The sequence below is a fragment of the Longispora sp. NPDC051575 genome, assembly GCF_040681875.1.
In the GTDB taxonomy this organism is placed as follows: Bacteria; Actinomycetota; Actinomycetes; order Mycobacteriales; family Micromonosporaceae; genus Longispora.
This window is the reverse complement of the sequence record NZ_JBFAZP010000007.1, coordinates 561,104-587,463: the sequence shown is the minus strand read 5'-3', so window position 1 is coordinate 587,463 and position 26,360 is coordinate 561,104. Positions and strand designations below refer to the sequence as shown.

The 26,360-nt window shown below is 70.8% G+C and carries 21 protein-coding genes, 2 tRNA genes and 1 pseudogene; 13 read left to right on the top strand and 11 right to left on the bottom strand.

The annotated features are described in order from the left end of the window. Positions 1 to 11 precede the first annotated feature (11 nt). The 5 genes and pseudogenes from AB0M43_RS23635 to AB0M43_RS23615 form a co-directional block, all read left to right on the top strand. On the top strand, positions 12 to 974 hold the full coding sequence (locus AB0M43_RS23635; protein ID WP_363728032.1) for a S8 family serine peptidase: 963 nt from the start codon (positions 12 to 14) through the stop codon (positions 972 to 974). 4 nt (positions 975 to 978) lie between these two features. Next, positions 979 to 1,851 carry a L,D-transpeptidase gene (locus AB0M43_RS23630; protein WP_363727913.1) on the top strand — a complete coding sequence of 291 codons (873 nt, stop codon included), beginning with the start codon at positions 979 to 981 and terminating at the stop codon, positions 1,849 to 1,851. A gap of 15 nt (positions 1,852 to 1,866) precedes the next feature. Next, positions 1,867 to 2,646, top strand: a complete 780-nt coding sequence (locus tag AB0M43_RS23625) for a hypothetical protein (RefSeq protein ID WP_363727912.1) — start codon at positions 1,867 to 1,869, stop codon at positions 2,644 to 2,646. Between the two features lie 177 nt (positions 2,647 to 2,823). Then, positions 2,824 to 3,429, top strand: a complete 606-nt coding sequence (locus AB0M43_RS23620; RefSeq protein ID WP_363727911.1) for a helix-turn-helix transcriptional regulator — start codon at positions 2,824 to 2,826, stop codon at positions 3,427 to 3,429. 192 nt (positions 3,430 to 3,621) lie between these two features. Beyond that, positions 3,622 to 4,941: pseudogene (locus AB0M43_RS23615) on the top strand (tyrosine-type recombinase/integrase); the annotation flags it as partial. A gap of 176 nt (positions 4,942 to 5,117) precedes the next feature. Here the strand turns inward: AB0M43_RS23615 and AB0M43_RS23610 are convergent. After that, a tRNA-Lys gene (locus AB0M43_RS23610) sits at positions 5,118 to 5,190 on the bottom strand. A 143-nt stretch (positions 5,191 to 5,333) separates the two neighbouring features. Here AB0M43_RS23610 and AB0M43_RS23605 point away from each other — a divergent pair. After that, positions 5,334 to 5,406: transfer RNA gene (locus AB0M43_RS23605), tRNA-His, on the top strand. 217 nt (positions 5,407 to 5,623) lie between these two features. On the opposite strand, the gene orn is transcribed toward AB0M43_RS23605, so the two are convergent. Continuing rightward, positions 5,624 to 6,238 (bottom strand): oligoribonuclease, encoded by a 615-nt coding sequence (gene orn / locus AB0M43_RS23600; protein WP_363727910.1) that lies wholly within the window; start codon positions 6,236 to 6,238, stop codon positions 5,624 to 5,626. Between the two features lie 60 nt (positions 6,239 to 6,298). Here orn and AB0M43_RS23595 point away from each other — a divergent pair, with 60 nt between their 5' ends. Then, positions 6,299 to 7,258 carry an NAD-dependent epimerase/dehydratase family protein gene (locus AB0M43_RS23595; protein WP_363727909.1) on the top strand — a complete coding sequence of 320 codons (960 nt, stop codon included), beginning with the start codon at positions 6,299 to 6,301 and terminating at the stop codon, positions 7,256 to 7,258. 166 nt (positions 7,259 to 7,424) lie between these two features. Here AB0M43_RS23595 and AB0M43_RS23590 read toward each other — a convergent pair whose 3' ends face one another. After that, positions 7,425 to 7,961, bottom strand: a complete 537-nt coding sequence (locus AB0M43_RS23590) for an AAA family ATPase (RefSeq protein ID WP_363727908.1) — start codon at positions 7,959 to 7,961, stop codon at positions 7,425 to 7,427. A 218-nt stretch (positions 7,962 to 8,179) separates the two neighbouring features. Between AB0M43_RS23590 and AB0M43_RS23585 the strand changes: the two genes are divergently transcribed. Then, on the top strand, positions 8,180 to 8,605 hold the full coding sequence (locus AB0M43_RS23585; RefSeq protein ID WP_363727907.1) for a hypothetical protein: 426 nt from the start codon (positions 8,180 to 8,182) through the stop codon (positions 8,603 to 8,605). A gap of 59 nt (positions 8,606 to 8,664) precedes the next feature. Here AB0M43_RS23585 and AB0M43_RS23580 read toward each other — a convergent pair whose 3' ends face one another. Beyond that, a complete protein-coding gene (locus tag AB0M43_RS23580; RefSeq protein WP_363728033.1) occupies positions 8,665 to 8,898 on the bottom strand; it encodes a hypothetical protein in 234 nt (77 codons plus the stop codon). Here AB0M43_RS23580 and AB0M43_RS23575 point away from each other — a divergent pair. After that, complete coding sequence (locus AB0M43_RS23575; protein ID WP_363728031.1) at positions 8,800 to 11,337, top strand: tetratricopeptide repeat protein; 2,538 nt, start codon at positions 8,800 to 8,802, stop codon at positions 11,335 to 11,337. The two genes, AB0M43_RS23580 and AB0M43_RS23575, sit on opposite strands and share 99 nt — an antisense overlap. A 194-nt stretch (positions 11,338 to 11,531) precedes the next feature. Here AB0M43_RS23575 and AB0M43_RS23570 read toward each other — a convergent pair whose 3' ends face one another. Both AB0M43_RS23570 and AB0M43_RS23565 read right to left on the bottom strand, forming a co-directional pair. Continuing rightward, entirely contained in the window at positions 11,532 to 12,467 is a 936-nt protein-coding gene (locus AB0M43_RS23570) for a GNAT family N-acetyltransferase (RefSeq protein ID WP_363727906.1), read from the bottom strand. Between the two features lie 437 nt (positions 12,468 to 12,904). Then, positions 12,905 to 13,852 (bottom strand): carbohydrate-binding protein, encoded by a 948-nt coding sequence (locus AB0M43_RS23565; protein WP_363727905.1) that lies wholly within the window; start codon positions 13,850 to 13,852, stop codon positions 12,905 to 12,907. A gap of 121 nt (positions 13,853 to 13,973) precedes the next feature. Between AB0M43_RS23565 and AB0M43_RS23560 the strand changes: the two genes are divergently transcribed. Beyond that, positions 13,974 to 14,831 carry a helix-turn-helix transcriptional regulator gene (locus AB0M43_RS23560; RefSeq protein ID WP_363727904.1) on the top strand — a complete coding sequence of 286 codons (858 nt, stop codon included), beginning with the start codon at positions 13,974 to 13,976 and terminating at the stop codon, positions 14,829 to 14,831. 130 nt (positions 14,832 to 14,961) lie between these two features. Further along, a complete protein-coding gene (locus AB0M43_RS23555) occupies positions 14,962 to 15,462 on the top strand; it encodes a hypothetical protein (RefSeq protein ID WP_363727903.1) in 501 nt (166 codons plus the stop codon). Between the two features lie 97 nt (positions 15,463 to 15,559). Here AB0M43_RS23555 and AB0M43_RS23550 read toward each other — a convergent pair whose 3' ends face one another. From AB0M43_RS23550 to AB0M43_RS23535, 4 genes are all read right to left on the bottom strand, one after another. Beyond that, the gene (locus AB0M43_RS23550) at positions 15,560 to 16,630 is read right to left on the bottom strand and encodes a helix-turn-helix transcriptional regulator (protein ID WP_363727902.1); all 1,071 of its coding nucleotides are present in this window, start codon (positions 16,628 to 16,630) and stop codon (positions 15,560 to 15,562) included. Then, entirely contained in the window at positions 16,631 to 17,230 is a 600-nt protein-coding gene (locus tag AB0M43_RS23545; protein ID WP_363727901.1) for a CAP domain-containing protein, read from the bottom strand. Between the two features lie 76 nt (positions 17,231 to 17,306). Continuing rightward, on the bottom strand, positions 17,307 to 18,782 hold the full coding sequence (locus tag AB0M43_RS23540) for a M1 family metallopeptidase (protein WP_363727900.1): 1,476 nt from the start codon (positions 18,780 to 18,782) through the stop codon (positions 17,307 to 17,309). Positions 18,783 to 18,878: 96 nt separating this feature from the next. Continuing rightward, positions 18,879 to 21,608, bottom strand: a complete 2,730-nt coding sequence (locus AB0M43_RS23535; protein WP_363727899.1) for a M36 family metallopeptidase — start codon at positions 21,606 to 21,608, stop codon at positions 18,879 to 18,881. 521 nt (positions 21,609 to 22,129) lie between these two features. Between AB0M43_RS23535 and AB0M43_RS23530 the strand changes: the two genes are divergently transcribed. Together AB0M43_RS23530 and AB0M43_RS23525 are read left to right on the top strand one after the other, a co-directional pair. Continuing rightward, positions 22,130 to 23,224 carry a hypothetical protein gene (locus AB0M43_RS23530; protein ID WP_363727898.1) on the top strand — a complete coding sequence of 365 codons (1,095 nt, stop codon included), beginning with the start codon at positions 22,130 to 22,132 and terminating at the stop codon, positions 23,222 to 23,224. Between the two features lie 10 nt (positions 23,225 to 23,234). After that, a complete protein-coding gene (locus tag AB0M43_RS23525; protein ID WP_363727897.1) occupies positions 23,235 to 24,233 on the top strand; it encodes an endonuclease/exonuclease/phosphatase family protein in 999 nt (332 codons plus the stop codon). Positions 24,234 to 24,268: 35 nt separating this feature from the next. Here AB0M43_RS23525 and AB0M43_RS23520 read toward each other — a convergent pair whose 3' ends face one another. Continuing rightward, positions 24,269 to 26,353 (bottom strand): UvrD-helicase domain-containing protein, encoded by a 2,085-nt coding sequence (locus tag AB0M43_RS23520; protein ID WP_363727896.1) that lies wholly within the window; start codon positions 26,351 to 26,353, stop codon positions 24,269 to 24,271. Positions 26,354 to 26,360: the final 7 nt, after the last annotated feature.

Sequence of the window (26,360 nt, the reverse complement as noted above, 5' to 3'; positions counted from 1 at the left end):
AGCGATCACGGCTGCGACGTACCGGGCTGGCTCGGGGAACAAGCCCTGGACATCCAGACCATCCACACCATCGCCCCGCCGCCAAGATCATCTATGCGGCGGCTCCGGACTGCCGTTCCAGCTCGCTGGAAGGCACCATCGCCGGAGTCCTGGCCGACACCTCCTTCAACGCGACCATCATCAACAACTCGTGGGGCTACAACGGCGAGCAGGACAACGCTGAGGCCCGCGCCGCGTCCAACTCGCTGTTCGCCCGTGCAGCCGTCTTCGGGACTGGCCTGTACTTCTCCACTGGCGACTATGGCGACCTCACCACCAGGGGCGCCCCGTCCCCTACCGCGGCCTTCCCCGCGACCAGCCCCTGGGTGACCGCCGTCGGTGGGACCACCACGGGCATCTCCCAGAGCGGCAATCTCGCGGTGAACACCGGGTGGGAGGCGACCGGCAACGCCCTGATCGGCGGTAAGTGGGTGCCGACCACCCCGGCGTTCGTCTGGGGAGCCGGGGGCGGCCCGAGCGCCTACTTCGACAAGCCGTCCTGGCAGGCCGGAGTTCCCGGGGACAAGCGGACGATCCCGGACGTGGCCGCCCTCGCCGATCCGTACACCGGGTTCTTCGTCGGCTACACCTACCAGGGCGTCTACCAGGAGGGCGGTATCGGCGGCACGTCGCTGGCGTCCCCGATCATCGCGTCGCTGGTGGCGGTTGCACAGTCGCGGGCCGGGACCGGGGAGCCCGTGGGACTGCTCGCCCCGATCCTGTACGCCCGCGCCTCCGCCGGCATGCCGGTGACGACGGACATCACCCACACGGCGGCCGGCATCCTCGTTCCGGGAATCCCGGGTGCCCCGCGAGGCCAGTACCTGATCGATGTCGACTCCACCCCGCAGGCCCTGCATACGGTCCCGGGGTACGACATGGTGACCGGTCTCGGGGTGCCCAACGCGCGGTTCCTGACCGAGATCACCAGGTAGCGCGATGACCGACGACACCAGCACCCCCACCGAGTTCCGGTCCCGAGTCGGCCTCGCCGCCGTCTTCGGCCTGCCGGTGATCTACACGCTCGTGGCCCTGTTCGTGACCAGCTCGGCAGCGTCGGCTCCCGTCGACCAGGCTTCGGCCGCTGCGCCGGCGCCGATCGCCGGGCCGGTGCAGCAGGTCCAGGTGCCGGTGCCGTCGGTCAGCCCCGACGTCCTCGCCGGCCTGGTGGAGGCGACGACCTGGACCACCGTCCCGCAGGCCCCGCTCGACACCGACCTCAACGGCGGCACCGACGGCTTCGTGGTCCACCCGCCGGTCCCGATACCCGTGTTTTCCAGCCCAGGCGGTGAGCCGATCGCCCGGCTCCCCGCCCGGCAGGGCCGGAGCCTGACGTGGCTGCCCGTGATCGTCGCGCAGCCCGGCTGGTTCCAGGTCATGCTGCCGAGCCGCCCGAACGGGGCGACGGGCTGGATTCCGGCCGCTTTGGTGGAGACGGCGCGCAGCCCCTACGAGATCCGCACCCGACTGGCGGCAATGACTCTGGACCTGCTCAAGGACGGGCAGGTGATCGGGAGCTGGACCACCAGCCCCGGCAAGAGTTCCACGCCGACCCCGACGGGCCGCAGCTTCATCCTGGCCGCGATCCGGGACTCCGAGCAGACCTATAGCCCCGTCATCCTCCCGCTCGGCACCCACTCGGCGACCCTGACCAGCTTCGGCTCCGGCCCAGGAACCATCGCTCTGCACACGTGGCCGTCGGACTCCGTGCTCGGAACAGCGGCCAGCCACGGCTGCGTCCGCATCCCGGGCACGGCGATGGCCGCACTCCTCCAGGTGCCAGCCGGCACCGTCATCCGCATCACCCCCTAAAGAAGGATCAGATTCGTGAAAACCTCGCTCAAAACCGGCCTGGCCGGCGTGTCGATGCTCGCCCTGCTCGGCGGCGGCACCGCCGTCCTCCTGGCCGGACCTGCTCAGGCCGCCGCCCCCACCAGCTCTGCGTACGGCCTCAGCGCCACCGGGGCGGCCCCCGTCGGCGCGGCCCCCTCGGCGACCTCCAACAGCGCCGAGCGCACCGCCACCGGGGCGGCGGCAAGTTCCGACGGCACCCTCCGGGCGTCCGCGACCGTGCGGGCCAGCGCGGGAAAAGCGTCCGTGCAGGTCACGGGCCTATCCGGGCTCGGCGGCCTACTCTCTGGCACGGCGACCGCCACCTGCGACGGCGGGAAGGTCAGCAGCAGCTTCTCCGGTACGCCCGCCGGCCCCCTTGGAGCCAAGGGCACGGTCACCTACGGCGTCACCGGCAGCACCGCTGACGGCGCGAAGTTCGTCATCGCCGCCCAGGTCACCGTCAAGGCCGGGTCCGGCACCGCCGCCAGCGTGATCAACATCGGGTACGCGGCATGCGGGCCGGACGGGGGCAACCCGAACCCCACGCCGTCGAACAGCCCGACCGGCAAGCCCACGACCAGCCCGACCGCGAGCCCGACGAGCAGCCCCACGGGCAAGCCCACCAGCAGCCCGACGAGTTCCCCGACCGGCAAGCCGACCACCTCCCCGACGACGACCCCACCGACCGGCACACCGGTCCCGCCGGCGCCCCCGGTCCCGCCGGTCGCGCCGCCCGTCCAGCCGCAGGATGACCATCTCCCGGTTACCGGCTGACCCAGACAGGGCCTGGCACCGACGACCAGGCTCATCACGCCGGGGCCGACTTCCACGGGGAGCCGGCCCCGGCCTCCCGGGCCCACCGACCACCCCCATCTCTCCATGATGGACGCCCGCTAGTCGAAATTGCGGTGACCGCCCACCTTGGATCTCTCCAAAGTATCTGAGAGAATCATGATTATGGCGAAGGCAGCTATCGAGCGCGGGCCCACCGCACAACGGGTCTCCCACGCGATTCACTCATTACGTACAGACGCGGGTCTAAGCCTGGCCGGTCTCGGAGAGCGCCTAGCCGGGGTAGGCAGGCCGATCGGGGAAGCGGTGCTCAGCAAGGTTGAGCTCGGGGGGCGGCGGGTCGACGTGGATGACCTTGTGGCGTTCGCTGCCGCGCTCGGCGTCTCCCCAAACCGGCTACTACTCCCGCCCGAGGGCTCCGACGAGCCCGTGGACCTGACCTCCACAGTGACCGTGAGCAGCCGGACGGCCTGGCAGTGGGCCAGCGGGGAACGCCCCCTGACCGAGTCCCCGCCCCTGGAGGACGTGGACCGCTTCCAACTCGCATGTCGCCCCCACGACCCCCCGCGGGTCGGTCTGGCACATGTGGCCGTACACGACGCGATTCTCGGCCCGGTTGCGGCGGCTCTGGCCGCAGCGTTAGACGCCGGCCTCGCTCTCACCGACGTTATCGCCTACGCGGGGGCCATCGGCGCAGCCCATGAGCGCTACCGCTTAGCGAACGAATCGGACTCCGCCACACACGCGCGGCCACCAGGCAGCTAGACGTACGCGCGAATTTTTGCCACGCCGGCCGGGTTGAGTTTGGCGACCTGCCCCGACCGACGTGGTCCCTGCGGCAACACATCACCCAAGAGGATCACGTGCATACCCAGAAGCAGGCTATCGTGCCCATCACGACCAGTCACCGCCCAGACCCGCAGACGCTGACCGCCACGCAGATCGGCGAGGTGCGCCATGTCCGTGGGTGACCGCTGGTACCTCAAGGCCCGCACCGCGAACGGGCGCAAGAAGAAGTCATCCAACTACGGCCGGGGCAGTCAGTGGCGCGTGCTGTTCAAGCACCCCGACGGCACCGGGGATGAGAAACACTTCAAGGACGAGGCCCGCGCCCGCCTGTTCGACTCGCTGATGCTGCCCGGGGCCATGTCCGCCGAAGAGGCCATGGCGGAGGTGGACCGCCAGCTCCCCGAGAACTCCACCCCCGCACCGCCCACCCCCGCCCCCGCGCGGCGAGCCCCGGCACCAGCGAAAGCGTCCGCCCCCGAGGCCGCCCCAAACTCCCCGTCCAAGTCCACGCTGATCGCCTCCAGCCAATCCACGCCCAAAACCCTCACGACTGGAGCCGGGACACCATTCGGAGGCTTCCACACCTACTGCGAGCGGTGGCGCAAGTCCCGCAGCATCCTCCAGGGCCCATCCCGGCAGGACACGGTCGTCGGCATCTTGGGTAACCACATCTACCCGTTCTTCAACTCGTTCGAGACCAACGAGATCACCACGACCGTCGTTCTGGAATGGCTGGCCGACCGCATCGCCACCAAAGTGGCCCAGTCGAGCCTGGAGCTGTATTACAACCTCCTCAACGCCATCCTGAACTCGGCCACTACGGATGGGGCCATCAAAAAGAATCCGTGTTCGGGGATCAAGCTCAGGGACGCACTTCGGGGATTGAGCAGAGCACCGCGATGGGTGCCCGAGCCGCGCCAGGCAGTGCGCCTTCTGGAGGTCGTCCCGGACCAGTACCGGGCCGCGATCTGGTACGGCATCGGCCAGGGCCTGCGCTTCGCCGAGGTGATGGGGCTGGAGACCGGGGACCGGTGCGTCGAACAGCGCACAAAGACGCTGCACGTCATCCAGCAGTTGCAGTTCCACACCCGCACCTACGGCGGCTTCTACCTCTCGCCGCCGAAACACGGCAGCGTCGGGCACCTCGACCTTGACCCGATGGTGGCGCAGATCACCGAGGAACACCTGCGTCACTGGGCGCCCATCGAAGTCGTGATCCCCGACATCAGCGGCGGCACCCCCGACCCGGGACAGGCGCCGCTGATGCGGGTCGCGCAGTTGATGTTCTACGACCACCTCAAGCGTCCGATCCACGATCGGCGCTGGTCAACGCTGTGGGAAGGATGGCGCGAGCAGGCCGGCTGGCCGAAGCTGGGCACCTTCCACAGCCTGCGGCACTTCTTCGCCACCACGATGATCCAGGAGGGAGCCGAGCCCACCGAGGTCCAGCACCAGCTCAGGCACGCGAAGCTGGAGACCACCTGGTCCACATACATCCACTACTGGCCCCGGCACAATCGGAAGAAGAGCCTAGTCAGCGATGCCCTATTGAAGACCGCCCATGAGCACGGGAAGGTGTTGGCCCCCAGCCCTGTGCAGCGGCGGGCCCAGGCCAAAAAAGAAGGTCCCCGACCTGCGTTTCCGCAGGTCAGGGACCCTTTCGGTGCGCCGCCAGGGACTCGAACCCCGAACCCGCTGGTTAAGAGCCAGCTGCTCTGCCAATTGAGCTAGCGGCGCTCGCTTGCAACGGAGAGAACATTAACACGCACCCCCTCGGGCGAGCCAATCCGGGGGTCTCCGCCGCGCCAGGGCAACCCGCTGGTGCGGTACCCGTGGGATCCGGCTATGATGGGTCGTCGCCCCAGGCAATGGGGCGCATGGTGGCTGTGGCTCAGCTGGTAGAGCACTGGGTTGTGGTCCCGGGGGTCGCGGGTTCGAGTCCCGTCAGTCACCCTGCAAGTGCGAGAGGCCCGATCTTCGGATCGGGCCTCTTCGCGTTTCCGGGCCGAGCGCCCAGGTCCCGGGCCGAACGCCTCGTACAGGTCCCGGGCCGGATACCCAGGCCAGAGATCCAATGCGGAAGCCGCCCAGCCCGGCGATGGCCGCCCGAGCGGGGCCCGGATGCGCCCGGGGGACCCGGGCCACCCCGAGGGCCCCCGCCAGCGACGGACTACTCCCCGATCGGCATCTCCGCCACGACCTGAGCCGCCACCGCCTTGGCCCCGTCCACGTCCAGCCCGGGACCGGGAACGAACAGGGTCCGGCGGTAGTACTCCAGTTCGCGGATGCTCTCCTTGATGTCCGCGAGCGCCCGGTGCGCCAGGCCCTTGGCGGGCTGACCGTAGTAGGTCCGCGGGTACCACCGGCGCGCCAGCTCCTTGATCGAGGAGACGTCGATCATGCGGTAGTGCAGGTGCGCGTCGAGGAGCGGCATGTCCCGGGCGATGAAGCCGCGGTCGGTCGCGATGGAGTTGCCGCACAGCGGGGCGGTGCGCGGGTTGGGGACGTGTTGGGACACGTACTCCATGATCATCTCTTCCGCCTGACCCACCGTAACCGTAGCGTTACGCACTTCCTTGGTCAGGCCGGATTTCGAGTGCATCTTGCGGACCACCTCGACCATGCCGTTCAGCAGTTCGTCGGGGGCCTTGATGACGATGTCGACCCCGTCTCCGAGCACGTTCAGCTCAGGGTCGGTCACCAACGCCGCCACCTCGATCAGGGCGTCACGCCCGAGGTCGAGGCCGGTCATCTCACAGTCGATCCAGACAAGAAGCTCGCTCACGATGCATAGCCTAGGCGTCCGAGGCCCACCTCGTGGCACTCCACGGGGCATACTTGCCGGATGCGCATGCTGATCCTCGGCGGGAGCGTGTTCCTGAGCCGCTCCATCGCCGGTCAAGCCATCGCCGCCGGCCACGATGTGACCTGCGCCTCCCGTGGAAAGAGCGGGACGGCGCCGGCCGGGACGACGTTTGTCCAGCTCGACAGGTCTGTGGGGCTCGATCCGTTGGCCGACCAGACCTTCGACGCGGTCGTCGACGTGTCCAGTAATCCCGAGCATGTTCGTGAGGCGGTGAAAGCGCTCGCCGGGCGTGTCGCGCACTGGACGTACGTGTCGAGCATCTCGGCGTACGCGGATCAGTCCGTTCCCGGGCAACTCGCCCACCAGACGCCGCTGCACGACCCCGACGCCGAGGGCTACGGGCCGAACAAGGTGGCCTGTGAGGACGCCGTCCGCAGCAGCGGGGTACCGGCGCTGATCTGCCGGGCCGGCCTGATCGTCGGCCCCGGCGACGCGATCCCCCGGTTCTCCTACTGGCCGCTGCGGCTCGCCAAGGGCGGCGAGGTGCTGGTGCCGGGCGAGCCGGAGCGCCTCGTGCAGTACGTGGACGTCGCCGACCTGTCGAGCTGGCTGCTGCGCGGCGTCACACAGGGGCTGACGGGCACGTTCGACGGCACCGGCCCGGCCCGCCCGTTCGGCGACCTGCTCACCGAGATCGCCTCGGGCGTGGGCTCCAACGCGAAGCTCACCTGGGTCGACCACGACTTCCTGCTCGACCGGGGCGTCGAGCCCTGGGCCGGCCCGCACTCGCTGCCCCTGTGGGTGTGGCGGGAGTACGCCGGCATGCTCTGCCGGGACACCACCCCCGCGACGGCGGCCGGCCTCACGGTGCGCAGCGCGGCGGAGACGGCCCGCACCACGCTCGACTGGTGGCGCGGCCAGAAGACCGAACCCGCCCTGGCGGCCGGCCTCACCCCGGAAGAGGAGACGGCGCTGCTCCGCGCCTGGCACAACCGCTAGACCCTTCATCCGATTACGAATCGGCGCGCCCCCGGCACGGTGACCAACGAGCCCTCAGACGGCTCGGTCACCGACGGGGGCGCTTCGGCTGGCCTCCCCCCGCACGGTCACAACGCGGGCCAGCACCCGGCACGGTCCCCGACAGGGGCGCACCCACCGGCCACATTTATCCCTCCGTGATCCAAGGCCGGATGCCCGCCACCAGCTCACCGACATCAACCGGCCTATTGGTGTCCACGACCAGCAGCGGCCCCCCGAGCCCCAACGGCCCCCGGAACGACGCCCGCACCCTCGCGATCCGCTCCTCCGCCTCCTCCTCGGTGAGCACCTGGTCGAGGTGCCCCGGGTGGCGGCGGCGCGCACGGAACCGCTCCGAGGCCACCTCCACGTCACACGCGCAGTGGACCTCGATCAGCAGACCGCCGAGTTGGCGGAGTCGGGGCACGGCCCACTCGCGGTGCCACCAGTTGTCGAGCACCGCCCGGCGCGCCGTCTCAGAGGTGGCGACGAGCACCTCGTCACTGGCGCGACTCAGACGGGTACGCCATGCCTGGTCCCCGACACCCAACGTATCGAACAGCGCCTCAAGGATCCGATCCTTGTCGATGACGGGAAACGTCAGCCGCTCACCGATGCGGCGCGCGAGGGTGCTCTTCCCACTCGCGGGCAGTCCGGACATGACGATGAACACCGGGTCGCTCACCTCGCGGAGTATGCCGCGTATTCGGCGAGCCCACACGGGGCCCTCTCGGAGTGCGCCGCGCGTTCACACGCCGCCGTCCCCTCATCACGGAAGGTGGGAATCCCTCGGCACCGACAGGGTCCAGCTGTCGCCGACGCGACTCCCGGGCTGCCGAAGTGGATCGACGTGTGCGCCTAACGTGGTGGGCGGACTCCGTACCAGGCGAAGGGTGGTGTGTCGTGGACCCCGAGTTGGTGGCGTTGGCCTCGGCGGCGGGCACGACGGTGGTGGGCCTGCTGGCCACCGACGCGTGGCAGCTCACGAGGACGGCGATGGGCTCCCTGTGGCGGCGGGTGTGGCCGCAGCGCGCCGAGGCCCTGGAAGCCGAACTCGTCGACGTCCGCGCCGAACTGCTGGCCGCCCACGCGGTCGGCGACACGGCGGCGGCCCAGGCTCTGGTCGGCGAGTGGCAGGGCCGCCTGCGACGCCTGCTGGCCGCCGATCCGCAGGTCGCCGACGAGCTGCGCCGACTGCTCCGCGAGGACCTGGCCGTGCCGACCGGCGACCGGGCCTGGACGGACGACGTCCTCCAGGAGGTCACCGCCTCCGGCCAGTCACGGGTGAACGTGGTCGGCCAGGGCAGCATGACGGTCCACGAGTCGTGACCACCCCGCTGCAGCCACCTCCCGAGCCGACCGGCGCCGCGCACCGGGAGGCGGACGCATCAGGCCGAGGCCAAACCGGCGGCGCGCTCCACGATGTGGGCGCGTCGGGCCGGGGTCTGACCGGTGGCGTGCGCCAGGAGGTGGACGCGTCGGGCCAGGCCCGGGTCAACGTGGTCGGCGACGGGACGATCAACGTGTACGAGGCCGCCCGGCCGGGCCCCGTGGCCGTGGTCGAACCCGTGCTCGGCCCGGACGCCGGCCTTGGTGAGGTCTTCGTCGGGCGAGACGCCCACGTCACCGACCTGGTGTCCCGGCTGGATCCAGCTGGGCCGCTGTCGGGCGCGACAGTCCTGTCCGCTGTCGCGGGTCTGGGCGGGGTCGGCAAGACCGCCCTGGCCCGGCATGCCGCCGCTGTGGCGGTCGGGCGGGGGTGGTTCACCGGCGGGGCGGTGATGGCCGACCTGCTGGGCTACGACCCCGGCGGCCGGGTGGAGGCCGACGCGGTGTTCGCGCCGATGCTGCGCGCGTTGGGCGTTCCCGCTGCTGACATGCCCGCGACCATCGGCGAGCAGGTGGCCGTCTACCACCAGCTCCTGACCGCACGGGCCACAGCGGGCCAACCGGTGCTGCTGGTCCTGGACAACGTTTCCAGCTCCACCCAGGTCGCACAGTTGCTACCCCGACACCGGGCGCACCGGGTACTCATCACCTCCCGCCACACCCTGGGTGACCTGCCCGGGGTCGCGATCTTCCCGCTGAACGTCCTCAAGGACGACGCCTGCGTCCAACTCCTCTACGAGGTGCTGCGTTCACGGGACACGACCGACCGGCGAATCGTCACCGCCCCCGACGCGGCGCTCCGGTTGGCCGAACTCTGTGGCCGGTTACCCCTGGCTCTACGGATCACCGCCGCGATCCTGGCCGACGACCCCGACCTGACCGTGACGGCACTGGCTGCCGACCTGTCGGCTCCGACCCGGTTGAAGGACCTCGTCTACGGCGACCGCAGCGTGGCCGCCGTCCTGGACCTGTCGCTCCGGCACCTGACCACCCGCGACGAACAAGCCGCCCGACTGCTCCGCCTGCTGACGCTCAATCCCGGCCCCGACATCGCCACCGAGACCGTCGTCGCCATGGCCGACGAGAGCGCGACGGCGGTGCGCCGGCACCTCCGGGCCCTACGGAACGCGAATCTCATCGAGCCGTCGGGGGCGGGCCGGTGGCGGATGCACGACCTCACCCGTCTACACACGTCCACCGCCCGCGTCCGTGCGGCGGACCAGACCGCGGCCCACGAACGCCTGACCGCCTACTACCTGACCACTGCGGACGCCGCTGACGATCACCTGCGTGCCCTGCCCGGACAGGCGGTACCCGACCGGTTCGCCGGCCGCGCCGATGCCCTGGCATGGCTGGACGCCGAACACCCCAACCTCATCGCCACCACCACCCATGCCGCAACCAACGGCGACCACCACACCGCTGCCAACCTTCCGGCCATCTTGACGGAGTTTCTGTCCTGGCGACGGCACCTCACCGAACTGGCAACCCTCGCCGAGCTGGCCGTCACCGCCAGCAGTGCCCTCCACGACCGCCCCGGGGAAGCCATGGCGCTGAACAACCTCGGACTCGCGCTGCGGCAGGTACGCCGATTCGAAGAGGCGATCACCGCCTGCGAACAGGCCGCCCTCATCTACCGGGAGATCGGCGACCGCCACAGCGAGTCCACGGCACTGAACAACCTCGGAAACGCGTTGCAGGACGTGCGCCGGTTCGAGGCCGCCATTGGCGCTCAGGAACAGGCTGCCGCCCTCTACCGGGAGACCGGCGACCGGCTCGGCGAGGGCATGGCGCTGAACAACGTCGGAAACGCACTACGTTTGGTACGCCGATTCGAGAAGTCGATCACCGCCTGCGAACAGGCCGCCCTCATCTACCGGGAGATCGGCGACCGCCACGGCGAAGGATCGGCACTGAACAACCTCGGGCTCGCGCTGCACAGCGTGCGCCGATTCGAGGAGTCGATCACCACCTGCGAACAGGCCGCCCTCATCTACCGGGAGACCGGCGACCGGCACGGCGAAGGAACAGCACTGAACAACCTCGGGCTCGCACTGCAGGGGGTGGGCCGGTTCGAGGAGTCGATCACCGCCTGCCAACAGGCCGCCGTCGTTCACCGGGAGAGCGGCGACCGGCACAGTGAGGGCATGGCGCTGAACAACCTCGGAAACACCTTGCAGAAGGTAGGTCGATTCGAGGAGGCGATCGCCGCGCAGGAAGGCGATCTGGCGATCTGTCGGGAGATTGGCGACCGGCACGGCGAAGGCATGGCGCTGAACAACCTGGGAAACACCTTGCACACGGTCAGTCGGTTCGAAGAGGCGATCGCCGCCTGCGAACAGGCAAGGATGGTCCTCCGGGAGACCGGCGACCGCCACGGCGAGGGAACAGCGCTGAACAACCTCGGAAACGCGTTGCACAAGGTGAGTCGGTTCGAGGAGGCGATCGCCGCCTACGAACAGGCCGCCCTTATCGACCAGGAGGCCGGGGACCGCCACGGCGAGGCAACGGCGCTGTTCAACCTCGGCATCGTGTACCAGTCGGTAGACCGAACTGACGAGGCTCGTCGGTGCTGGGTTGGGGCAGTGGAGGCGTTCGAGGAAAGCGGTGACCGGGTGAACACCGAAATGGTCCGAGGCAGTCTCGCCGACCTGGAGGACGTCGGCCCTTGACCTGGTTCGTGACGGTCAGAAGTCGAATTCGCCTGACTGGGCGCCGGCCATGAATGCGGGCCAGGGCCTGACCCGGGCGCGTGACCGAAATGCCTTCCGGCCAGAGTCCGACCCGGGTGCGTGATCGGACCGCTGGCCACGGCGTGTGCCCGACTTCGGGCGGGACGTTCGGGCCGCCTACTGCCTAGGGGTGGTCACCGCCAGCGCAGGACGACCGAGCGCTCGAAAGTCCGGTAGCCGGCGCGGGCGAACGCCGCCGCCATCGGTGCGTTGCCCAGGTCGGTGGCCGCGCGGATCCGGGGCACGTCCTGACCGGCCAGGATCCGGGTGCCCTCGGCCAGCAGGTCGGCGATGTACCCGTGTCCGCGATGCTCGGGCAGCACCCCGACGTACGCGATGATCGGGTTGTAGTTGTTGCGGGCCGGCACCACGAACCCGACGGGCTCACCGCCGGGCAGCCGGCCGATCCGCCACCAGTCGCGCGGGCTCCGGAAGTGGGCGAACTCCTCGTCGAACTGGGCCGCCGCGGACTCCGCCGGGGTCATCGACTCCAGATCGGCCCGGCTGTACGCGTCCAGGGTGCCGTCGAGCACCCGCGCCATCAGCTCGACGAGTTCGTCCTTACCTGCGACCGGGGTGAACTCCAGCCGGCCCGAAGGCTCCGGTACGGGCGTGCCCGGCAGCCATTCCAGGCGCAGCCGCTCGACGAACAGCTCCGCGCCGGCCGCCGTCAGTACGCCGAGCAGATCGTCGGTGGCCCGCCGGATGGCCGGCTCGTCCCGCCAGTCCGGCGGCAGGAACCGGATGAAGTCCGGCGGGGTGGTCCCCTCCGGAAGCACGGCGGCCCAGGCGACGCTGAGCAGCGTGGCCCCGGTGGCCACCCGGTCGGGGTCGGCGCCGTCGAGGTCGAAGAAGTCGAAGGACTCCGGGGCCACCGCTCCGGGCTGGGACCAGAACGCCAGCCGGGCGACGACCCTGCCGGCCCGCAGCGCCACCCACATCCACTCCGGGCGGCGCCGGCCGGCGGCCAGGTCGTCGGCCAGCTCGTGGTCGAGCACGTACGGCAGGGACAGGAACAGGGGCAGTTCGGTGGCGTCGGCCAGGGGCCGCAGCACGAGTTCGGGGGTCATGTCCGCCATTCGTCGTCAGGGAATCCTGACGAAGCTAGCAGCCGCCCCCATCCGCACGGCACCGAATTCCCCGGCCGTGCGACCAACGGCACGGTCACATCAGGACTGCCCCCGGCACGGTCACCAACCTGTCGCCCTCGGCACGGTGACCGGCCACCCGTCCACGGCACGGTCACCCACCCGACGCCCCTCGGCACAGTGACCAGCCCGTCGCCGTCGGCACGGTGACCAGCCCGTCAACCTCGGCACGGTGACCAGCCACCCGCCCACGGCACGGTCCCCGACAAGGCACCCCCGCCGACCACGAGCGAACGGCCCGGTCCGCGCGACCGGCCCCGTGCGCGTGACCGGACCGCGCACCCGACCCCGCCGCACGACCGGACCGCCGCTCCCCACCACCGGGGCGGACCGGGCCGCCCACCCCGGACAGCCCGGACCTACTTGCGTACCGTCCAACGGTCGTTGGCTCCGATTTTCTGGAACTTCAGGGTGTTGCACCAGTAGGTGCTGCCGGTCGGGTTGACGTAGGGCTCCCACGGCGAGTTGGCCGCCGTCGCCGGGCTCCACACGCCGTTCTTGCGGACCTTGATCCCGCTGGAGTCGAAGCCGGTGGCGGGCATGTCGGCGCAGTAGTAGGCCTGGCCGGTCGCCGGGTTCTTGGAGGCGTAGAACTCGAAGATGTCCCAGCCGTACGGCAGCTCGCTCTTGTCGGTGCCCTTCTGGGTGTAGAAGGTGTCCCAGGCGTTGGTCTGCACGTTGAACAGGTACGCGGTCCACGTGTTGCTCGCCACGACCGTCCGTTCGACCTTCACGGTGTACGCGGGCCGCCCGTCCACGGTCGTCGTGTACTTCGCCAGGAACGCGGCGTCGATGTTCACCTCCTTCTTGGGTCCGCCCTCGCCGCACCAGTCCCAGGCCCAGACCTCGTTGGTGTTGGCCCCGTTGTAGCGCCAGTACGCGGTGGTGATCTCGATACACGAGCCGCCCGGGGGCTTCATGGTCGGCGTGTACATGAAGTCGCCGTCCTTGCTCGTCTTCCAGGTGGGGACGACGCTCTGGGTGGCCTGGAGGCCGTCGCCGGACGCGTTGGTGGGCTCGACGCCCCAGAAGTGGTGCAGCTGGGCGGCGGCCAGACCCGGCGCCGTCGCGGCCTGGGCCCCCGGCGCGACCACGCCGGCATTGCGCGCCTTGCGGATCTCGTGCAGTTCGCGGAACTTGGCGACCGCCTCGGCGCGCCGGGCCTGCGCCGCCGGGGTGTCGGGGGTGGCCGCGACCGTGCCGTAGCCGCCGCTGCGGTCCCCGGTGGTCCGGGCGTCCGCCGTCGCCGGTACGGCCAGCGCCGCGAGGACCAGTGTGGCCCCCAGGACGAGTTTCCCTGTTCTCATACCGTTGCCTCCCTGCAAGGTAAAGGATTGAGATACTTAGGTAAATCGATGATTTACCCGGGTCGAAGTATCTCGACGGCAAGAGACCGTGGTCAATGGGTGCAGGCCCTAGACTTTCGGGATGGAAACGTTTGGCACACGGCTGCGCGCCCTGCGGACCGCCCGCGGGCTCACCCAGCAGGCGCTCGCCGGGACCGCCTGCTCCCGCGCCTACGTGTCCACGGTGGAGGCCGACCGCGCCGTGCCCTCCTCCGACCTGCTCGAACACTTCGCCGCCACCCTCGGCCTCACCGTCGCCGAACTGCGCACCGGCCCCGTCCCCGACGCCAGCCACGACCGCGCCCTCCGGCTCGCCCGCGCCTGGCTGCGACCACACGGCGCGACCTTCGTCGGGGGTACGTTCTGGGACGTGTGCGGCCAGGCCCAGCAGGCACTGGAGGCCGGGCGGTGGGCGGAGGCCGACCAGCTGTTCACCACCGCGGCGCGGCTCCCCGACGCCGTGCCGCAGTACGCGACGGCCCGGCGGGTGGGGTGCCTGACGGCGGCAGGCGAACCGGAGTACGCGGCGCACCTCGGGGAGGGCGCGCTCGCCGGGCTGCCCGCGCACCCCGACCCCGACTGGGTGGTGTGGCTGTGCGCGGCGCTCCAGGAGCCGTACCGGGCGCTGGGGTCCGCAGCCCAGGCCGAGGCGCTGCGGGGGCGGGCGTTGCTGCTGGTCCAGCCCGGGCCGGAGCCGGGCGCGGCGGCGGCGATGCTGATCGCGCACGGGGCGCCGGAGCGGGCCCTGGCGCTGCTGGTGCGGTGGCCGCTGCTGCGGTTGCTGGCCCCGCCGCCGGTGGACGAGATCGCGGCGCTGACCGGGGAGGCGCGCGCGCTGGCCGGGGCGGGACGCTACCCGGAGGCGATCGAACTCCTGGAACGCGCGTGCGCCGCCGCCCTCAGCCCACCACCGGGGGCCCGGCCGCCGCACGCGGGGTAGCCGCTGATCGGCTCGTCGGCGACCGCTGCGGGTTCCACCGCTCCCCACTGCCGTCCCGCACGGACCGGCGCGGCCCACGACCGGGAAATCGAGACGGGTACCAAGTGGACCGGGACCGTAGGGTTGGACCGTGGCATTCCGCCGTTCGGGTGTGGCGCTCGCCGTTCTGGTCCTCGGCGTGGGCGGCCCGCTCGTGTTCGTCGCGGTCCGGGGCCCGGCCAGCCTGATTCGCTTCCCCGCCTGCGACCACGTTCCCGGCCTGCCCGCGCGCCTGGGCACCGATCCCGTCTTCACCGACCCACCCCAGGGTGCGACCCCGGTCGACGGCCCGCACGACTGGCAACCGTGCGAACGCGACGGCGAGCCGATCGGCGGCCGCGAGCTCACCTACAGCACGACGTCGTCCACCGAGGAGCTCACCCGGCACTACGAGCGGGTCGCCCGGGACACCGGCTGGCGGCTGACCCCCGACAGCGGGATCCCGCTGGTCCGGGGCGAGCGGCAGGACGGGGAGCGTTGCCTGCGCCTGGCGGTGGGGACCCGCCGGTTGCCGTCGGGCGTGGCCGGCCGTGGCTACGGCGTGACGGTCACGTTCCACCGACTCGGCGAACGTTCCGGATGCTCGACCTAGCGGTCCCCGAACTCCGGCCCGAACGCCCGACGGTCACCGCCGCCCGATGGTCACCGCTCCCGGGGCGCGACGGACAGCGGTCTCCGGCCGGACGGCCTCAGGGGTCCTCGGCGGGGATGGCCGAGGACAGTCCCCGCTGGTAGGCGGCCACCGACTCCGCCAGCCGCCCCTCCGCCGCCAACATCCGCCCCAACGCCCGCCCCGACTCCACCAGCTCCCGCGCCGCCCCCAGCTCCTCGAACACGTCCATCGACAGCCGCAGGCTCGCCTCGTCGGGGCCGAGCAGACCCCTGATCCGGTACGCGTACCCCAGCAGCCAGCCCGTCAGCTCAACCGTGTCCGGCAGTGCCCCGAGCGCCCCGGCGGTGTCCCCCTGCCGGAGCAGCGCCTCGGCGAGCATCGTGCGGGCCTGCAACTGGTAGCTGGTGCCGGCCAGGGCGGCCACCGCGAGGCGGAGTTCACCAGCCGACGCGTCCCAGTCCAGGGCCTCCATCCGGGCGGAGGCGAGGGCTAGGCGGCACAGTCCGGCGTCCACGGAGTCGGGGGCGCACAGGGCGAGGGCCCGGTGCGCGTACCCGGCGGCCTCGGCGAACCGGTGCTGGTTGATGGAGGAGTGCGTGACGGCGCGGTACACGAAGATCCGCAGTTCGTCGGGGGCGTCGTCGGGCAGGGTCGCCAGGGCGCGGGTGGCGGCGTCGGCGACCCGGCGGGACGCGCCGAGGATGGTGTAGGGCATGACGAGGGCCGCGTACGCGCGCGGGCCGGGGTGTTCGGCCACCAGGGCCTCGCCGTGCCGGACGGCCGCCTGGGTGTCCCCCGCGAGGGCGAGGGCGGTCACCTGGCGGCACGCGGCGGTGTCCCGGTCGGCGACGGGCAGCTCGGCGGCGGCGGCGAACAGGCGGGCCGCCTCGGCGTACCCCCCGAGGAGGAGGTGGTGTTCAGCGGCCCGGCAGAGGCCCTCGAACCTGGCGGCGTCGCCGGTGATGTCGCCGATCGTGATCGAGAGCCGGTCGGCGAGGTACGTCAGGAGGTCCTCGGAGGCCGGCACCCGGTCGGCCTCGACCATCGACAGGTAGGCGCGGGTGTAGTGCGGTTCGGCGAGTTGGCGCTGGGTGAGGCCCCGGGTCAGGCGGAGGGCACGCAGCCGCGCCCCGACCGACTGCTCCACCTATCCGCCGAAGTTCTGCGTCCAGTAGATCCCGTACTTGCTGCTGGCGCCGTCGGCGACGCCCACCCCGAGGAACTTGAACTTGCAGTTCACGATGTTCGCCTTGTGGCCGGGGCTGTTCATCCAGGCCTTCATCACCGAGGCGGCGTCGCGCTGGCCGGCCGCGATGTTCTCGCCCCACGCGCCGCCGGAGAAGCCCGCGGCGGCGATCCGCTCGCCGGGGGACTTGCCGTCGGGGTTGGTGTGGTCGAAGAAGCCGCGCTTGATCATGTCGGCGGAGTGCATCCGGGCGGAGACGGCGAGCCGGGTGTCGGCGGTCAGCGCGGCACAGCCGGCGGTCTTGCGCTCGTTGTTGACGAGGGTGAGCACCTGGGCCTCGCGGGAGTCGCCCGCGCCGCGGACGTCGCCGCGGGTGGCGCCCTGGTCGGCGGCCTGCGCCTCACCGCGGGGGACCTCGACGACGAGGTCGTTGCCGGTCGCGCCGGCGGCGTCGACCCGCTCGGTGACCCCGTGCCCGGCGAACATCGAGAAGCCGGCACCGCCAGCGATCACGAAGAGCAACAGGGCGATCAGAAGGGGTACCCGGAGCCGAGACGACATTCATAGAACTTATCCCATGCGAAAGGGGCCCCCAATAGCTGGCGGCCCCTTTCACTTCATGTGACTGACCGTGTACCTAGTGCTCGCGGCTCATTCGAATGAACTCCCAGGATGCGGGCTTGACCGCAGCGGAGAGTGACGGAGAGGTCGCTACATTGGGCCTGCCCTTGGTGTAGAGCCAGGTGTTGAACAATCCGGACAGATCCTGACCGGACAGGCGCTCGGCGTAGGCGCGGAACTCGGCGATCGAGCCGTCGCAGAACTTCTTGTGCTTGCCCCAGCCGGCGAGGATCCCGAAGAACTTCCGGTCGCCCACCTTCAGCCGCAGCTGGTGCAGGGCCATCGCGCCCCGGTCGTAGACCGCCGCGTCGAACGGGTCCGACGCGCCCGGGTCGCCGGGCAGCACCTGCCAGAACGGCGAGTCGGCCGGGTAGAACGCGTAGGTCTCGTCGAACACCTGCTGCGCCGTACCCATGTTCTCGTGCTCCGACCACAGCCACTCGGCGTAGGAGGCGAAGCCCTCGTTCAGCCAGATGTCGGTCCAGTTGTGCACCGAGACGTTGTCGCCGAACCACTGGTGCGCCAGCTCGTGCGCGATGATCGAGGTGTTGGGGCCGTTGCGCCAGGCGCGGTAGCCGTACACCGGGCGGGTCTGGGTCTCCAGGGAGAACCGGATGCCGTCGATCGGGCCGGCCACCCCGCCCTGCGCCTCGAACGGGTACGGGCCGAACAGGGTGCTCCCCCACGCGATGATCTCCGGCGTGCGCCCGATGGAGGCGCGCGCGGCGGCCCCGTACTCGCCGAGGTTGGTCGCGTAGGCGGTGATCAGGGGCTGGCCGTCCGCCCCGGTGCCCTTGACCAGGTCGTACTTCCCGATGGCCATGAACGCCAGGTACGTCGCGGTCGGGGTCGTCGTGCACCAGTCCCAGTGCGTCCAGCCGCCCACCGAGTAGGGCTCGGTCTTCAACACGCCGTTGCTGACCGCCTGGGTACCGTCGGGCACGGCGATCGACACGTCGAAGGTCGCCTTGTCCAGCGGATGGTCGTTGCTCGGGTACCACCACCAGGCGCTCTCCGGCTCGTTCACCGCGAGCGCGCCGTCGGAGACCCGCTTCCACGAGGTGAAGCCGTTGACGACGACGCTGGACGGCACGCCCGAGTACGTCACGACCACGGTGAAGTTCCGGTGCCGCTTGATGTCGGTGGCCGGGGTGACGACCAGCTCGTGCGCGCCCTCCCGGGCGAACGCCGCCGGCCGGCCGTCGACGGTCACCGAACTGACGGTCAGGGCGAAGTCGAGGTTGAACCGGGACAGGTGCTGGGTGGCCCGCGCCGTGATGGTCGCGGTGCCGTCGAGGTGGTCGGTGGCCGGCTGGTAGCCGAGCTTGAGGTCGTAGTGCCCGACGTCGTAGCCGCCGTTGCCGTAGTCCGGGTAGTAGATGTCACCCAGGCCCGACGAGCCCGGGGTGGCACCCGGCCCCCCGGCCGTCGCGGCTCCGGGCGCTGCGAGCAGTACGGCGGCGACAGCGACCGCCGTGAAGATCTTGCGCATAGTCGACACTCCACAGGAGAAGGACTTATCGACCCCTCACGATAGCGAAGGCGGGACCCGAAAGGGCCCCGCCTTCTTGCTGCGTCTGTCCGGGTACTAGCTCGGGGAGCCGTACACCGCGAGTTCGACGGAGTCGACGAACTGGCAACCGCCGAACGGGCCGGGGCACATCGGCGCCTGGCTCGAGAGCATGGTGTAACGGATGTAGCGCACCCCGGAGGCCGTACCGGCCGCCAGCGGCACCACGTTGAGCTTGTTGCGGTTCGCGACCGTGAACGTCGCGTCCTGGGCCAGGGCCCAGGTCACGCCGTCCGCCGACGTCTCGATCGTGTAGTGCCCGGTGGAGGAGCTGCCCGGGTCGCCGCACGTGTTCGACGGGTCGATCTTCAGCGTGTCGATGTTGACCGCGTTCGGCAGCTTGATCACGGCGAACCGCGACTCCATGCCGGAACCGGTCTGCACGACGTCCGAGCTCCAACCGCCGCCGAGCGACTGGTCGATGATGGCCCGGGGGCCGCAACCGAACATGTCGTAGTCGACGCCGTTGAACGCGGTGATCGCGCCACCGCCGGCCTCGGAGGCCCAGTTACGGACCAGGGAGAAGTTCGCCGTGGTGCCGCCGACGGGGACCACCAACGTGGTGCTGGCGCCCTCGTAGCCGGGACCGTTCGCGTTGAACTTCGGGTAGTTGCCCGCGACCAGGCCGGTGAACGAGTAGTCACCGTTGGCGTCGGACACCGCGGAGAGGCTGCCCCCGGCGGCGGCCGGGTGGCCGGCGAAGGAGATGACCGCACCCGGGACCGGAGCGCCCGACGCCGAGTTGGTGACCTTGCCGGTCACCGAGTAGGTCGGGGTACCCGCCGGCGGCGGGGTGCTGAAGTCCTCGGCCGGAGCCGCGTCGTCGCCGTTGGTGGCGGCGGCGAAGAAGCCCATGCCACGCGTGGCGAAGACCTCCCAGATCTTCTTGTGGTACGCGCCGCCGAAGACGACGGTGTCGGCGAGCAGGATCGCGTTGCGCTCGTCGAGGTACGACGGGTTGCTCGGCGACAGCTCCATCGCGCGGGTCACGAGGGACCGCGCCACGCTGCTGCCGACCTCGCGACGGAGGTCCCACAGGGTCGAGGCCCAGATCTCACCGTCGGCGTGCACCTCGGGACGACCGATGACCTTGCCGAAGTCGCCGTAGGTGTAGCCGCCCGGACCGGCACCCGGGGTTCCGGGGCAGTTCGGGTCGTCGGTGCTGCTGACCTTGCAGTCGATCGGCTGGCTGCGGACGGAGTCCAGGCCGTGGCCGACGTACTCACCGGTGCGGACGTCGCCGACCAGCTTGCGGTCGTTGGTGTAGCCCTCGCCGACGAGGAAGTCCATCGCGTACCAGTCGGACCACGCCTCGCCCATGGAGCCGGCCTGGAGGTTGCCCAGGGTCGAGACGCCCATGGCGTCCACGACGAGCCGGTTCGACAGACCGTGGGTGAACTCGTGGTACAGGATGCTCGCGTCGTCACCGCTGTTGGCGGCGGTCCACGGGAAGCTGCCGTCGTCGAAGAACAGGTACATCTGCATCCGCGGCGCGAAACCGTCCGGAGGAGTGGACATGTTCGCGTTGTTGGAGTTGCCGCCCGGCATCCCGTTGTCGGTGTTGGCGCCGTCCATGGCCTCGCCCTGGATGCCGTCGCCGTCACGGGTGTCGAAGTTGCCGGCCTCGCGGGTGAACCCGATCGGGCCCGCCTCGAGGTGGTCGTGGAAGCGGCCCAGGTAGTAGTACATCTGGACGGCGTTCTGCTTCGAGTTGGTCTGCCACGAGCCCGGGGTCTTCGGGTCCCAGGAGCACTGGTAGTGGCTGCTACACGGCGCGCCGACCTTCTTGATGAAGTTGGTGAAGGGGTAGGAGAAGTCGCCGTTCGGCCCCTTCGGTCCCACCTCCTCGTTCGGGTCGGCCGCGTTGTTGTTGTTCAGGTCGAGGTACACGTGACCCGCGACGCCCTCGAGCTTGGTGGCGTCCTTGGACAGGCCCGGCAGGCTCTTCGTCTGGCTGTCGCCGCCGCGCAGGGCGCCGGGGAACTGCTCGAACACGCTGCCGGTGGCCTCGTCGGCCGCGTGCGAGACCAGGCTGCGCCGGTACAGCGTCTGCCCGCTCTCCGCGTCCAGGACGTGGATGTACTGCTCGCCCTTGCTCGGCGCGACGATGGTCTGCCACGCGAGGCGCGGGCCGCCCACCGTCAGGAACACGACCTGCTGGGCGTGGTCGCCGTTGGCGAAGCTGGTGGCGGTGCCGGCGGTCTTGGCGACGGCCGAGGCCTTCGCGTCGCCCTTCACGTCCGCGACGGCCTTGGCCCGGGCGCTGGACGCGTCGAGCTTGCTCTTCGCGAAGCCGGTCGGCAGCGCGGTGGCCGGCGAACCGTCGATGGAGATGAGCGCGCCGTTCTTCGCGACGTGCGCCTTGAAGCCGTTGCCGAACAGCGGGACGCCGTTGACCGACTGCACATAGGACAGGTGGGTGGTGCCCTCCACGTCCGTGTACGCCTTGCGGAGCGACAGCCCCGAGATGTCCTTGGCGGTGAGGCCGAGGGCGGCGGCGTGGTCACGCAGGAAGCCGAGGGCGACGCCCTCGGGAGCCGTCTTGCTCGCGGAGGTGAGGAAGCCATCCAGCTTGCTGACCTGACGGAAGGAGCCGGTCAGCGGGTCGGTCTCGACCACGCCCTCGATACCCAGCTCGGTGCGCAGGGCCTGGAGGCCCTGCCGGGGTGCAGCTGCCTGCTTCGCGGCCTTGGCCTGCAGCGCCTTCTGGCTGCCGGCCGACGTGCGCGCGTCGTAGAACTCCCCCAAGTCACCCTTAGCGGTGTCTCCGTAGGACGACAGGGGCGACTTCGCGCCCGCCCCGTCCTTGCCGGGATCGCCAACGGCCGTTGCCGGCACCGCCGCGACTGCGAGTGCAGCAGCCAGGGCGGGAATCAGCCGGAGATAACGGCCGCGCGAGGGTACTGCCATAGGAACCCCCTGTTGAACGGACTGCGTTTCTGTGGCCCCTGGATCCACGGCATCCGGCCTGGCGATGTACGGCGCCGGCCCGGTGCCTGTGGCCCTCGGGCCTCAGGGACGTCGATATGGCGTCCCGCCGGGCAGCCTGCCGCTTTCGCGACGGGTAACACAATGGCTCACGTCGATCTTGGAGTCCACTAAGTCCGAAAGGTGAGAACTATTCTGCGGACTGTCAGCCATTTGACAGAAACGGTCGCGTAAAGTGATCATGCGGCTACACGGCCCCGTCGGGGTCGGGGCTTCCCCGGATGTCTTTTTGCTCTCGGGTGGGTGACACTGTTTCCTCGCACACCTTGGGAGGAACGGCAGTGAACGTGATTGACCAGGTCCGAGCCTGGGTCGAGCTCGCCCGGCGCGGGCCGGAACCGGCCCAGCGCGAGCAGATGCTCCGGCTCGTCTACCGGCTCTGGGCGGTCGCACTGCTCCTCAAGATGCTCGGCGCGTCGTGGGACGTCTCCTGGCACTTCAAGTGGCTCCGCGACGACCTCGCCCCGCCGCACCTGTTGAACACGGTCGGCACGGTGCTCGCCGTCGCCCTGGTCGTCTTCCACAGCTACACCCGGTTCGGGATGGACACCCTGGCGCTGCGGGTCGCCCAGGCCGGGACCGCGATCTTCCTGGTCGCGATCCCCGTCGACCTGCTCAACCACGCGGTCAACGGCCTCGACATCACCTCGTGGAGCTACAGCCACGCGCTGCTCTACCTCGGCACCGCGCTGATGATCGCCGCCGTGATCCGGGGCTGGTGGCTGACCGGCAACGGTGCCGTACTCGCCGTCGCGTTCTGGCTGTTCTTCTTCGAGAACGTCCTCTTCCCCAACCAGCACCAGGAGTACGGGGTGCTGTCCATCCAGGCGTGGGACCGCGGCGCGCCGTACGCCGAGCCCAGCCTGCTCGCCTTCGCCGCCAACCAGATCGGCCGGCCCGTCGACCGGATCGCCGTCCTGCACTTCGCGATGCCCGTCGAGCACTGGCTCTACCCGTTCTACGCGGCCCTCGCCGGCATGTTCGTGCTGATCTGCGCGCGGCAGTTCATCAACCGGCCCTGGGCGGCCACCGCCGTGGCGGGCGCGTACGTCGCGTACCGGTGCGTGATGTGGCTCCTGCTCTCCGGCACCGGCTTCCCGCCCTCGGCGGTGCCGTTCCTGCTCCTGCTGGGCGCGGTCGCCATCGACGCGGCGTTCCTGCTGCCCCAGGCGGTGCGGCTCTACGCCGCGGCGGTCGGTGGCTTCGCGGGCGCGTACCTCGGCGTGTACCTCCAGGACCAGCTGCTGGAGGCCCCGCCGTCGGACTACGCGGCCTGGCCGTACGCCCTCGCCGGACTCCTCATCCTGTGTGCCGTTCTGGATGCTTTGCAGCGGAATGGGCACCGGCTCAGACCCCTCGTCCTGGCAGGTCGCTAAGCTGAAGGGGATGGCTCGCCGGATCAGCACACCCCAGAACCCGCCCGCGACGACCGCTCCGCCGGTCCGAAAACCCGCCGCGAGGAGATCGGGCACCACCCCGGGCGGGCTCGTGCTCGCCCTGGTGATCCTCCTGGTCACCGGCCTGCTGCTCGGCCACAAGCTCATCCCCAACGGCAACGGCTTCGGCTCGCTGGTGGAGAGCTTCCTGCCGTGGCTGGGCGTGCCGCTCGGCGTCCTCGGCCTCGTCGCCGCCCTGACGCGGAGCAAGCCGGCGCTGATCGCCACCGGCTGCGCCGTACTCGCCTGGGTGGGGTTGTTCGGTCCCGCCCTGGTGCCGCGCGGCCCCGGCGGCCCGGCCGACCTGCGGGTCCTCTCGCACAACATGTTCGCGGCCAACTCCGACCCGGCGGGCACCGCCCGCGCCCTACGCGACGCCGGGGCCGACGTGGTCGCGGTGCAGGAGGTCGCCGGCGCGTCCGACGGCGCGCTGCACTCCGCCCTCGACCCGGCCTACAAGCACCGGCAGAACCGGGGCACCCTCGGCGTGTGGAGCAGGTTCCCGCTCCGCGACGTGCAGCCCGTCGACGTGGGCATGGGCTGGGTGCGCGCCCTGAAGATGGTCGTGGACACCCCGAAGGGCCCCGTCACGTTGTACGTGGTGCACCTCGCCTCGATCCGGTTCGGCGCCGACGGCCTGGCCAGCCAGCGCCGGGACGCCACGCTCGCCGCGCTGACCGGGGCGATCGAGGACGACCCGGCCCGCCGGCTGATCCTCGCCGGGGACCTGAACACCGCCAGCACCGACCGCAGCCTCGGCGGGCTGACCGGGCAGCTGACCGAGGCCCAGGACAAGGCCGGCAGCGGCTTCGGGTTCACCTGGCCGACCGGGGTGCCGATGGTGCGGCTCGACCACATCCTGTCGCGGGGGCTGACCGCGACGGACGCCACCGTGCTCGCCGGGACGGGCAGCGACCACCGACCCATCGAGGCCAGCTTCCGGTTCTAGTGGTGGGGCCCGCTGAGGCCTCAGGTCAAGAACATTTAGGTCAAGAGCTGCTGCCAGGCCGGGGTCGACGCGACCGTGATCAGCTCCTGGGTCGCGCGGGTCAGCACCACGTAGAGGGTGCGCAGGCCCACCGGGGACTCGTCGGCGATGTCCCCCGGTTCGAGGATCACCACCCCGTCGTACTCCAGGCCCTTGGTCTCCAGGCTGCCGACCGCGTGCAGCCGGCCCGGGGCCAGCCCCTCGATCCAGCCGGCCACCTCGTCGCGGCGGGCCATCACGCACGCCACCCCGATGGTGCCCTCCAGCCGCTCCAGCAGCTCGGAGGCCGCCTCCCGGACGGCCGCGCGCAGGTCGCCGGCCACCCGGTGCGAGGGGGCCACCCCGGTGCGCCGGACGGCCGTGGGCAGCACGATGCCCGGCAGCCCCCGGCGGGCCACGGCGGCGGCCTGCTCGAAGATCTCCGCCGAGTTGCGGTAGTTGGTGGTCAGCTCGAAGCTGTGCCGGCGGGTCCGGCCCACGGCCTGGTCGCGGGCCCGGCGCGCCTCGGCGGCGTCCTCCCACGAGGACTGCGCGGGGTCGCCCACGATCGTCCAGCTCGCGTACTTGCCCCGGCGGCCGAGCACCCGCCACTGCATCGGCGACAGGTCCTGGGCCTCGTCGACCACGACGTGCGCGTACTCGTCGTAGTTCTCGCCCCGGACGACCGACTGCCGCGACGCGTACTCCCGGTCGGCGACCGTGGTCAGCTCGCGGATGCCGTCGACGACGTGGAACGGGTCGGACTTCTTCGGCTTCGGCGGCTCGCCGAGCAGCATCCGCAGCTCGTCCAGCAGCGGCACGTCCTGCACGGTCGGCCGGTCGGCGAACCGCAGCGCGCGCGGCCCGTTGAGCCGGCGGACCATGGCCGGGTCGCGCAGCCAGCCCAGGACCTGCTCCGGGTTCAGTTGCGGCCACCACCGGGTGACGAACTCCAGCAGCTCGGAGCGTTCCTTCATGTCCGCGACGAACGCGTCGCGCTCCTCGACCGTGGGTTCGTGCAGCCGGTCGCGGTAGAGCCGCCACAGGTCCGCGATCAGCGCCGCCGCCGCCCGGTTACGACCATGATTGGGAAGAATGCCTCTTTCGTGTACCCGGGACCGCGCGGCCCGCAACACGTCCGCCTCCAGCCGGAGCACCTCGCCCCGGTAGGTGATCCGGAACTCGGTGGGGGCCTCCGGCGGGGCCTGCCGGACCAGCTTCACCAGCAGCGGCCGGATGCCCAGGGAACCCTTCAGGGCCGCCGAGCGCGGGTCGTCGTGGTCGGTCGCCTCCACCCCGTCGAACAGGCCGCCCAGGGAGCGCAGGGTCACCGCGTTCTCGCCCAGGGACGGCAGTACCCGCTCGATGTAGGTCATGAACACCGCGGACGGGCCGAGGACGAGCACGCCCCCGCCCTCGTACCGGCGGCGGTCGGAGTAGAGCAGGAAGGCCGCGCGGTGCAGGGCCACGGCCGTCTTCCCGGTACCGGGGCCGCCCGTGATCAGCGTGACCCCGCTGCCCGGGGCGCGCACCGCCTTGTCCTGCTCCGCCTGGATGGTGGCCACGATGTCGCGCATCTGGTTGCTGCGGGCCCGGCTGAGGGCCGCCATCAGCGCGCCGTCGCCCACCACGGTCATCCCCTGGCCGCGTTCCGGGTCGAGCAGGTCGTCCTCGATCCCGATCACCTTCGAGCCGGTGGACCGGATCACCCGGCGGCGGATCACGTCCTCGCGGTGCTCGGGGGTGGCCTGGTAGAACGGGGCGGCGGCGGGGGCCCGCCAGTCCACCAGCAGGGCGTTCATCTGCTGGTCGCGCAGGCCGAGCCGGCCCACGTAGCGGACCTTGTCCTCGGCGAGGTCGAGCCGGCCGAACACCAGGCCCTCGTACTCGCTGTCGAGGGTGCGCAGCCGCTTGGCCGCGTGGTAGACGAACGCGTCCCGCTCGACCAGCGCGCCGGGCACCCGGGCGTCGGACTGCCGGTAGCCGGCCGCCTCGTTGGCGACGGCCTCCGCGCGCAGCTGCTCCAGCCGCAGGTAGACGCGGTCGACGTACTCCTGTTCCGTGGCGATCTCGGTCTCGACGGTCGTCGGGATGTCTGACAACGCAGCT

Bases quoted from the DNA above. Each gene is read 5' to 3' on its own strand.
- AB0M43_RS23630 (WP_363727913.1), top strand. From the start codon at position 979: ATGACCGACGACACCAGCACCCCCACCGAGTTCCGGTCCCGAGTCGGC.
- AB0M43_RS23620 (WP_363727911.1), top strand. From the start codon at position 2,824: ATGATTATGGCGAAGGCAGCTATCGAGCGCGGGCCCACCGCACAACGG.
- AB0M43_RS23595 (WP_363727909.1), top strand. From the start codon at position 6,299: ATGCGCATGCTGATCCTCGGCGGGAGCGTGTTCCTGAGCCGCTCCATC.
- AB0M43_RS23570 (WP_363727906.1), bottom strand. From the start codon at position 12,467: ATGACCCCCGAACTCGTGCTGCGGCCCCTGGCCGACGCCACCGAACTG.
- AB0M43_RS23565 (WP_363727905.1), bottom strand. From the start codon at position 13,852: ATGAGAACAGGGAAACTCGTCCTGGGGGCCACACTGGTCCTCGCGGCG.
- AB0M43_RS23560 (WP_363727904.1), top strand. From the start codon at position 13,974: ATGGAAACGTTTGGCACACGGCTGCGCGCCCTGCGGACCGCCCGCGGG.
- AB0M43_RS23545 (WP_363727901.1), bottom strand. From the start codon at position 17,230: ATGTCGTCTCGGCTCCGGGTACCCCTTCTGATCGCCCTGTTGCTCTTC.
- AB0M43_RS23540 (WP_363727900.1), bottom strand. From the start codon at position 18,782: ATGCGCAAGATCTTCACGGCGGTCGCTGTCGCCGCCGTACTGCTCGCA.
- AB0M43_RS23525 (WP_363727897.1), top strand. From the start codon at position 23,235: ATGGCTCGCCGGATCAGCACACCCCAGAACCCGCCCGCGACGACCGCT.